This is a genomic window from Burkholderia aenigmatica, from assembly GCF_048627025.1.
GTDB classification, from domain to species: Bacteria; Pseudomonadota; Gammaproteobacteria; order Burkholderiales; family Burkholderiaceae; genus Burkholderia; species Burkholderia aenigmatica.
This window is the reverse complement of record NZ_CP184468.1, coordinates 3544985-3552808: the sequence shown is the minus strand read 5'-3', so window position 1 is coordinate 3552808 and position 7824 is coordinate 3544985. Positions and strand designations below refer to the sequence as shown.

General features: G+C 64.6%; 4 protein-coding genes. All 4 read left to right on the top strand.

What is annotated here, in order from left to right; genetic code table 11:
- Positions 1-124: 124 nt before the first annotated feature.
- The 4 genes from ACN8ZM_RS16640 (at position 125) to ACN8ZM_RS16625 (ending at position 7824) form a co-directional block, all read left to right on the top strand.
- Positions 125-853 (top strand): OmpA family protein, encoded by a 729-nt coding sequence (locus ACN8ZM_RS16640; protein ID WP_420210328.1) that lies wholly within the window; start codon positions 125-127, stop codon positions 851-853.
- Positions 854-1010: 157 nt separating this feature from the next.
- Positions 1011-3830, top strand: a complete 2820-nt coding sequence (locus ACN8ZM_RS16635; protein ID WP_420210327.1) for an Ig-like domain-containing protein — start codon at positions 1011-1013, stop codon at positions 3828-3830.
- A 416-nt stretch (positions 3831-4246) separates the two neighbouring features.
- The gene (locus ACN8ZM_RS16630; RefSeq protein WP_420210326.1) at positions 4247-6577 is read left to right on the top strand and encodes a type I secretion system permease/ATPase; all 2331 of its coding nucleotides are present in this window, start codon (positions 4247-4249) and stop codon (positions 6575-6577) included.
- Entirely contained in the window at positions 6574-7824 is a 1251-nt protein-coding gene (locus ACN8ZM_RS16625; protein ID WP_420210325.1) for an HlyD family type I secretion periplasmic adaptor subunit, read from the top strand. The genes ACN8ZM_RS16630 and ACN8ZM_RS16625 overlap by 4 nt, the downstream gene beginning before the upstream one ends.

Genomic DNA, 7824 nt, shown 5'->3' with positions numbered 1-7824 from the left:
CATCACCTGATGCGTGGCGTGGCGGGCACTTGCCGCCCGCCGCGCCACGCATCACGCCACGCACGAACGACTTTGTTTCCACCGATCCATTTCCAGGCGTCCGCCTCGAGCGGACCGAATCATCATGAAAACACCACAACACTTTGTCCGCCGGAGCCTGCTCGGCGCATTCGTCGTCCTGCTGAGCGCATGCACGACACAATCCGGCCCGACGTATACCGTTCGGGCGATCAAGGCCACCGATCAACCCGGGCCTGTCTTTCGCGTGACCTGCGAGGGGCTGGTATCCAGCACGCGTTCGTGTGAAGCGGCTGCGCAGAAGGTCTGTGCAGGCAAGCCGGTGACGCCACTGCAGGCCGTCGATCGCGTTCGTCGTGGCGCCGCGATGGGCGATCCGCGCGAATTGACGTTCATGTGCGGCGTGCCACCTCAGGCGAGTGTCGAGCCTCCTGTTGTCGCGCAACCGCAACCGGTCGTGCAGCAGCCGGTTGTCGCGCCCGTCGCGCAGCGTCAGGTGCTGCTGCAAGGCAGTGCGAACTTCGCGTTCGACAGCGCGGCGCTGACGCCGAGCGCCCGCCAGGAGCTCAATCGCTTTCTGGACGTGAATCGCGAGGCTCGATTTCGTCGTGTGACGGTCACGGGCTACACCGATTCGCAGGGTGCGCATGCCCACAACGTTCGACTGTCCGAGGCGCGTGCGCGTGCGGTGGCCACGTACCTGCGCACGGGCGGGTTGCAGGTGGAGCACTTCGCGACCGTCGGCAAGGGCGCGGCGGAGCCGGTCGCCAGCAATGCGACGGCCGAAGGGCGCGCGCAGAACCGGCGAGTCGAAATCGAACTCGAGACGGCATAACGAACGGGATTGACGGCTTCGCGGTCACCGGTGGCGGTGCCGCGGAGCGAAGGTTGAAATGTCCGGATGACCCCGGGACATCTTGGACTGGTACAGGAAAATAGAAATGGCAGAGCAGAAAGCAACGACGCGCCCGTCGCGTCCGACGATCGACGCAGTGACCGACAACGTGCCGCCGCACACCGGCGTGATTGAAAACGGCGGGCTGACCAACGACCCGAAGCCGACGGTGAGCGGCCGCGGCGACCCTGGCTCGACGATCCATCTTCTGGTGGATGGCGTCGAAGTCGGGACCGTGATCGTCGGTGCAAACGGCGCATGGAATTTCGCGCTGACGCAGCCGCTGCACGACGGCGAGTATCGCCTGACGGCGCGGGCGAGCAACGACGTCGGCATGAGCATACCGTCGACGTCTTACGGCATTCAGGTGGACGTGACGCCGCCGTCGCAGCCGGAGATCGAAGCGGCAACGGAGGGGGCGCAGCCGACGCTGTCGGGGCAGGCGGAAGCGTTTTCGACGGTCGCGGTCTACGACGGCACGACGCTGCTGGGGGCGACGACGACGGATATCGACGGAAAATGGACGTTCCAGGTGACGTCGCCGCTGTCGAGCGGCACGCATGCGCTGACGGTGACGGCGACGGACCACGCGGGCAATACGAGCGCGCGCTCGGATGGTTTCGACGTGACGGTGGGGCCAGTGGCGCCGCCGGTGCCGCTGGCGAAGGCGGTGCTCGACGACATGGGGCACGACAGCGGGAATTTGAATTTCGACCGCCTGACGAACGACGGCAATGGCGGCCGCTTGCTGACCGGCCACCTGGTGGGTGCGCTGGCAGCCGGTGAGAAGGTGCAGGTGTCGACGGATGGCGGGCGGACGTGGATTGACGCGCTGCTGAACCCGGACGGCACGTGGATGGTGACCGACCTGAGCGAGCACGGCGGCAACTGGACGATCCAGACGCGCGTGGTGAATGGCACCGGCGCTGCGGGTGACGTGATGGCGTACGACGTCGAACTGGACACGACGTCTCCCGACCATGTGCTGTCGGCGGTTCGCTCGGGGAATGTGATCGACGTCTCGTTCGCCGGCAAGGACATGGTGGTGGGCGATGCGATCAACGTGATGATCGGCGATCAGCGCATCTCGTACAACCTGACGGCGGCCGATATCGCGGCGGGCCGGGTGAAGGTGACGATCCCGTCCGGCATCGCGGCGACGATGGACGAGCACACGAGCTATGGTGTTGCGCTGGTCGACCGGGCCGGGAACATCTCCGACTATCTGGTGACAAGGTTTGTCGAGCACGTGAACTCGGGTACGGGGAGCGACGCGGGTATCGAATATCGTACTGTGGATTTCAACGATCGCAAACCGCAGGACTTCAATGGCAGCATGCCGATCGACTTTGGCTTGTTTACGGCAGTGCTCGGCAAGCCCGTGTCGGTTAACGGAAAGAGTGTCGAACAGGGTATTCGTACGGCTAGCGGCGGCGGTTTCGGCCTGGGTTCGAAACAGGTCGTGCCGGATAGCGGGGAGACGGGCTTGCTGGTCAACCTCTCCGAGATGCCGAAGTTTTACCTCAACAACGGCGCGCACGCACGTGCATTGACGCTTGATCTCGGCATTAGCGTCGGGGCGAGCTATGAGCATATGACGGTGTATTTCTATGACGACGCCGGCAAGCTGATTTATCGACAGGATCTGACGATCAACGGGATAACGCCGAACGGCGAGATTCACACGTATCAGGTCGTCCTGCCGGATAACTTGCAGTTCTCGTCTTTCGGCATCGGATGGTATTCGGGCAGCGGGGCGCTGAATGGCCTGAACGCGCTCTGGATCGACAATGTCGGTTTTTCCGGTGGTGATTTCTCGACGTTGTCGCATACGGTGAATGTCGACTTCAACGATAGGCAGCCGCAAGACTTCAATGGCAGCATGCCGATCAACTTCGGCACGTTTACGGCGGTGCTCGGCAAACCGGTGTCGGTCAACGGCAAGAGCGTCGAACAGGGTATTCGTACTGGCGGCAGCAGCGGGTTTGGCCTGGGGGCGAAAAAGATCGTACCGGATAGCGGGGAGACGGGGTTGCTGGTCAACCTCACCGAGATGCCGAAGTTCTACCTCAACAACGGCGCGCATGCGCATGCATTGACGGTTGACCTCGGCATCAGCGTCACGCAGAGCTATGAGCATATGACGGCGTATTTCTATGACGACGCCGGCAAGCTGATTTATCGACAGGATCTGACGATCAACGGGATAACGCCGAACGGCGAGATTCACACGTATCAGATCGTCCTGCCGGATAACTTGCAGTTCTCGTCTTTCGGCATCGGATGGTATTCGGGCAGCGGGGCGCTGAATGGCCTGAACGCGCTCTGGATCGACAACGTCGGTTTTTCGGGAGGCAGTTTCGCCAAATCGACCTGGGATACGATCACGGAACTCGTTCCGCCGGCCGACGTGCAGCACGTGCTGACGAATGCAGATGCCGAGTATTTCGGCTCGGCGCATGGGACTGAATTCCAGCTCGACAACGTGGCGTATTTCACGAACGAGCACGCTGGCCTGCACGGCGGCGCCGGCATCGATACGCTGAAACTCACGGGCGCCGGTCAGACGCTGGATGTGTCGAAGCTGCTGAACGTCGGCGGCCACGACAAGCTTTCGTCGATCGAGATCATCGACATCACCGGGACGGGCGACAACACGCTGAAGCTGTCGATGCGTGACGTGCTGGAACTCGGGCACGAGAACGTGTTCCGAAACGACGGCCACACGCAATTGATGGTGAACGGCAACACCGGCGATCGGGTCGAGTTGTCGGGCATGAGTGGCCTTGCGCAAGGCGGTCAGTGGACGAACCAGGGGATGGTTGCGATCAATGGCCAGGCCTATACGCTGTACGAGAACGCGGCGCTGCACGTCGAACTGCTCGTGCAATCGTCCGTGTCGACCCACCTGGTCTGACGCTGCAGGCGTGGGCCGAAATCGCGTCGAGTCAAGACGCGGTTCCGGCCCGCGCCGTTCCCGCTGCGCTGACGCCAGCGGTTCGGTTTTTTCCCCTCCTTTGTTTCCTGATGTGTGGCCCATCGCGAGTGGCGGGCTACGCATGTCTGTGCATTCAACCTCCATTCGAATTTGTCCTAGTAATTCTGGATTCCTTTTGGGATTTGTCCCATTTAGGCGCTCGGGCACATTTCGTAAAGTTGTTGCATTCCTGTCGCAGTCGCTTTGGCGTCCTGCGATAGCCATCCCGTCCGGTCATGCGACGGGAGACTCAGCCGCATCGGTGTATGCGCCCACCCTGTCGCTCGCGCGAAACAGCTGCGTCCTGGAGCGCGCCAGGGTGCCGTGAATTCCAGTGGCCAGATAGCGATTTCGATATGAATGCCCAACCTCCCGATACCGGTGGCGGTAACGCGCCGAATCTGCCGGACATCCTCACCCATGACAGCCTGCTCGATTCGGTTGCTTGGCTTTGCGCGCACTACGGTTTCGGCAGAAGTCATGCAGTCCTGACTTCCGGTCTCGCCAAATACGGCTCGCTGACGCCGTCGCTTGCGATCGAGGCGCTGACGCAGGCCGGCCTGGCAGCGAAGCTGGTGGAGCGTCCGCTGACGCAATTGCCCGAGCATCTGTTGCCGGCCGTGCTGTTGCGCCGCAACGGCAGCGCTTGCGTGCTGCTCGGCAGGCGCGTCGACGATTCGGCAGAGCCCGACGTGCAGCGCCGGTATCGCGTCGTGCTGCCCGAACTCGGCGAAGGGCCGGTCGAATGCACCGATGCGGAACTGGCCGAGACCTACTCCGGCTACGCGCTGCTCGTGAAGCCGGCCGCGAAGGTCGACGCGCGTCCGGACGACCTGCCGACCGAATCGGCCGGGCACTGGCTGCTGCGAACGCTGTGGCGTTACCGCAGCTATTACGCGAGCGCGGCGGTAGGTGCGTTCCTGATCAACGTGCTTGGCCTCGCCAGCGTGTTTTTCACGATGAACGTCTACGACCGCGTCGTTCCCAACCAGGCATACGTGACGCTTTGGTCGCTCGCGATCGGCGTTGCATTCGCGATGCTGATGGAGGCGGTGTCGCGGCATGTGCGTGCCCATGTGCTCGATACCGCGGGCAAGAAAGCCGATCTGGTGCTCGGCAGCCTGCTGTTTCGGCAGGCGCTGGCGATCCGGATGGAGCGCCGGCCGGCGTCGGCCGGCTCCTTCGCCCACCGGTTGCGCGAGTTCGAGTCGGTGCGGGATTTCGCGACGTCGGCGACGCTGTCGGTCGTGTCCGACCTGCCATTCGTCTTTCTGTTCGTCGGCGTGGTGTTCGCAGTCGGTGGCCCGCTCGGCTGGATTCCGCTCATGATGATTCCGCTGATCGTCGGCCTCGGCGCGATCGTGCAATGGCCGCTCGCGCGTGCGATGCGCGAGAACCTGCGCGAGTCGTCGCTCAAGCAGGGCGTGCTGATCGAGTCGATCGACGGGCTCGAGACGCTGAAGGCCGTCGGCGGCGAAGGCGCGATGCGTTATCGCTGGGACGCGTTCAGTGCGAAGACGGCCGCCGCGTCGATGCGGTCGCGCGAACTTTCCAGCATGGCGACCAGTTGTGTGTCGTTCCTGCAGCAGATGCAGACCGTCGCGATCGTGATTGTCGGCGTATACCTGATCGGCGAGGGCAAGCTCACCCAGGGCGCGCTGATCGGTTCCGTGATGCTGGCCGGCCGCGTGACGGCGCCGCTCGGCCAGGTCATGGGGCTCGCGCTGCGTTTTCAGCAGGCGAAGACCGCGATGCAGTCGCTCAACGAACTGATGACGATGCCGGTCGAGCACGAGCCGGGCCAGGATTATCTGGCGCAGCCGCCGCTCAGCGGCCACGTGAAGCTCGACGGCGTGTCGTTCGCGTATCCGTCGGCCGGCCTCCAGCAAAACGCGCCCGTGCTGGATGAGGTGTCGGTGGAGATTAAGCCCGGCGAGCGTGTCGCGATACTCGGCCGGGTCGGCAGCGGGAAATCGACGCTGCTGCGGCTGATCGCGCGGCTGTATCAACCGACGGCGGGCAAGCTGCTCGCCGATGGGCTCGATGCCGCGCAGATCGCGCCGGCCGACTGGCGTCGGACTTTCGGCTATGTCGGCCAGGACAGCCGACTGTTTTACGGATCGCTGCGCGAGAACGTGACGATTGGCCGGCCCGACGTGCCGGCCACGGAGCTGCTGCGCGTGCTCAAGCTGACGGGGCTCGATACGCTGGTCGCCCGGCATCCGCTCGGCGTGAACCTTCAGGTCGGCGAAAACGGCCGCGATCTGTCGGGCGGGCAGCGCCAGCTCGTCGCGCTGGCGCGCAGCCTGATCGCGTGCCCGCGGACATTGCTGCTCGACGAGCCGACGAGCGCGATGGACACGCAGACGGAGTCGCTGTTTATCGAGCACTTGAAGCAGGCGAGCGCTGGCCAGACGCTGGTCGTGGTGACGCATCGCACGTCGCTGCTGGCGCTCGTCGACCGGATCGTGATCGTCGATCAGGGCAAGATCGTGATGGACGGGGAAAAGGCGCATGTGCTGGCGGCACTGTCGGGGCAGCCCGAGCCGGGCGAGCGTCGGGCGCCGCCCGAGCCGCAGCGAAGCCGTGCGCCGAAAATCCGCGTGGTCGAGCGGAGCGCGAAACCTGGCGCGTCGCCCGAAGGGCAGCCGGAGGCAGAGGCGACTGCGGCTGCGGAGGCATCATGATGCGGCGCATTCGATCGATGCTGAGCCGCAAACCGGTGCCACGTCTGCGGGCGTGCGATGCGGCCTACATGAGCGACATTCGCGAGGCGCTGCTCGTGCGGTCGTCCGCGGGTGCGCAGCTGATTCTCTATGTGGTCGCCGTCGTGCTCGGCGCCGGGCTGGTGTGGGCGCACTTCGCACACGTCGAGGAGGTCACGCGCAGCGAGGCGACGGTCGTGTCGCCGAGCCGCGAACAATGGATCCAGAGCCTCGAGGGCGGCATCGTCCAGAGCGTGGCCGTGCGCGAGGGCGACGTGGTCGAAAAGGGGCAACTGCTCGCGAAGATCGATCCGACGCGCGCGCAAGCGAACTATCGCGAAGCGTTGACCAAGGCGCTGGAGCTGAAGGCGAACGTGTCGCGCGCGCGTGCCGAAGCCTATGGCGCGCCGCTGGACTTTCCGCAAGACGTGAAGCGCGAATCCGGCCTCGTTGCGCAGACCACCGCAATCTACCGCGCCCGCCGCCGTGCGCTCGACGAGCAGGTCGCCGCGTTGGCGAAGAGCCAGGCGCTGGTCCGGCGCGAGATCGCGATGTCGGAGCCGCTCGCGGCGAAGGGGCTGGTCTCGGAAGTCGAGATCCTGCGCATGCGGCGCCAGTCGACGGACATCGCCGCGCAGATCGCCGAGCGCAGGAGCCGTTTCACGGCGGATGCCAGCGCCGAGTTGTCGCGGCTCGAACAGGAGCTCGCGCAAACCAACGAGGTGCTGGCCGGGCGCGCGGACGTGCTGGCGCGTACCGATGTCGTCGCGCCGATGCGCGGCGTGGTGAAGAACATCCGCATCCGTACGGCGGGCGGCGTCGTGCAGTCGGGCGAACACATCATGGAGATCGCGCCCCTCGACGGCTGCGTACTGGTCGAAGCGCGGATCAAGCCGTCCGACGTCGCGTTCCTGCGGCCGGGGTTGCCGGTGCTCGTGAAGCTGAGCGCATACGACTTCGCGATCTACGGCGGGTTGCACGGGCACGTCGTCAGCGTCGGTCCGGATACGTTGAAGGACGACCAGAAGGCCGCGATGGGGCGACCCGACGCCAACTATTACCGGCTCATGGTCGAGACGGATGCGGACGCGCTGGTCGCGGCCGGCAAGCGTCTGCCGGTGTTGCCGGGCATGCAGGCAACGGTCGATATCCGCACCGGTGAGAAGACGGTGCTCGATTACCTGCTCAAGCCGATCTTCAAGGCCCGCGAGGCCTTCAGGGAGCGTTGA

Excerpts from the sequence above, each read along its gene's own strand:
- ACN8ZM_RS16640 (WP_420210328.1), top strand. The coding sequence starts at position 125 with ATGAAAACACCACAACACTTTGTCCGCCGGAGCCTGCTCGGCGCATTC.
- ACN8ZM_RS16630 (WP_420210326.1), top strand. The coding sequence starts at position 4,247 with ATGAATGCCCAACCTCCCGATACCGGTGGCGGTAACGCGCCGAATCTG.
- ACN8ZM_RS16625 (WP_420210325.1), top strand. The coding sequence starts at position 6,574 with ATGATGCGGCGCATTCGATCGATGCTGAGCCGCAAACCGGTGCCACGT.